Source organism: Neisseria sp. P0009.S007, from assembly GCF_051962515.1.
In genome coordinates this window covers 1-1,936 of the sequence record NZ_JBQCVF010000244.1, presented here as the reverse complement: position 1 = coordinate 1,936, position 1,936 = coordinate 1, and the positions used below count along the sequence as shown (strand labels likewise).

The window sequence follows — 1,936 nt, the reverse complement described above, 5'->3', positions numbered from 1 at the left end:
AGGGCTGGAGCGTACCGGGCTGCCAGCGCATTATCCGCGATGCGGCCGGATTGGCCTATATCGACGATCAGGGCCGTCTGTTCCCTTTGCCGGAAGTAGATGAAGATGACGAAGAGCCGGTCTTGTTCGAAAGCGAACAGATTTGGTTCAGCAAAAATCCGGACGGCCATTACGTCATTGCTTCGCTGGACGGTTCGATAGCGCTGCGTTTTGCGCCTTTGGTGGTTGCGGAAGACGGTTCGGACGAAGATGCCACCCTCTTCCCACTGGTGGCGGTGGAAGACACCAACGGCAACCATCAGCGTTTCGTCTATCATCCGCTGACCGGTCTGCCGCAATACATTATTGACGGCAACGGCCGGGTATTCTCGCTGAACTTCGGCAATGTGGCCGATGAACAGTCACCCAAAATGCGGCTGCTGTCGGTGTCGCTGTTGGAAGGTTTGCCATCCTTCGGTGAAACGGCCCGGATCGGCAATCCGCTGGTCCGCTACGAATACAACGGCAGTGGTGACTTAATCCGCGTCATCGGCCGCGACGGCAACGTCAAACGCAGCTTCGGTTATAAAAACAATCTGATGGTGTCGCATACGGATGTGGCCGGATTGGTATCGGAATACGAATACGACCATTACACCCCGACCGGCAAAGTCATCCGCAACTGGACTTCTTTGGGCGAGGAATGGCGCTTTACCTATCACGAAGGTTACACCGAGGTAACCGACATATTGGGCCGTACCGAGCAATATCATTACGATTACAACAACGAGTTGACCAAACGGGTGTTTGCCGACGGCAGTACCAACCTGATGGAACGCGACGACTTGGGCCGTCTGCTCAGCCACACCGATGCGATGGGACGCGTTACCCGCTATCAGTACAGCAACGAGGGGCAGGTAGAAAGCATTACCCGTCCAGACGGCGTCATCCTGCATTTCGACTATGACGACAACTACCGTCTGATCCGCAAAAGCGATGCCGAAAGCCGTTACCACGGCTATACCTATGACGAAGCGGGCAACCTACTGACCCATACCGACCCGCTGAAACACATCACCCGTTTCGAATATGCCGGCAACGGTCTGTTGCTGTCGGTAACCGATCCGAACGGCAGCAGTACCGCCTATCACTATAACAAAAACCATCAGCCCGACCGGATTACCGACTGTTCGGGTTACGAAACCAAACTCTCTTACACCCCCGAAGGACAGCTGGCGCGTATTACCGATGCGCTGGGACAGCACACCGAATACCACTACGACGCCGATCAAAACCTCACCCTCGCCCTCTATCCCGACGGCAGCAAAGAGACCTTCGGCTACGATGGTGCAGGTCGTTTGACCACCCATACCGATGCCGAAGGCCACACCACTTCCTACGAATACGGCCAAGACGGTTTGCCGACCCGACGCACCAATGCGCTGGGCCATACCTTCGGCTACCATTACGACCAAGCCCGCCGCTTAGTCGGCCTCACCAATGAAAACGGTGCGCGCTACCGCTTTGCCTACGACGTCCTCGACCGATTGATTGCAGAAAGCGGTTTCGACCATAAGCTCACCGGCTACCGCTACAACGCCGGCAACGAACTGATTGAACAGCGCGAATTCGGCGACGACGCCTCCCTCGCCGCCAAACTGATGGCGCAGCTGGGCGGACAGCCCGTCCCCAAAAAAGACGCCGCCCCGCTTTCAGACGGCCTCGACAGCCAAACCCCGCTGCGGATTACCGAGTTCAAACGTGATGTATTGGGCCGTTTAATCCATACCCTCGCCCGCAACAACGACAAGGTTCAGGAAACCGTTTACCAATACGACTTGGACGGTAACCTCGTCCGCGCCGCCAACCGCCACAGCATCACCTGCTTCGACTACAACGGCAACGGCCAAATCATCGGCCAGCACCAATGGAAAGTACCGACTAAGGAAGAGAACGC

The 1,936-nt window shown here is 56.5% G+C and carries 1 protein-coding gene; it reads left to right on the top strand.

The features are described 5' to 3' along the window. The coding region (locus ACTHS3_RS12090; RefSeq protein ID WP_440368048.1) for an RHS repeat family protein at nucleotides 1-1,936 on the top strand (1,936 nt) is incomplete at both ends.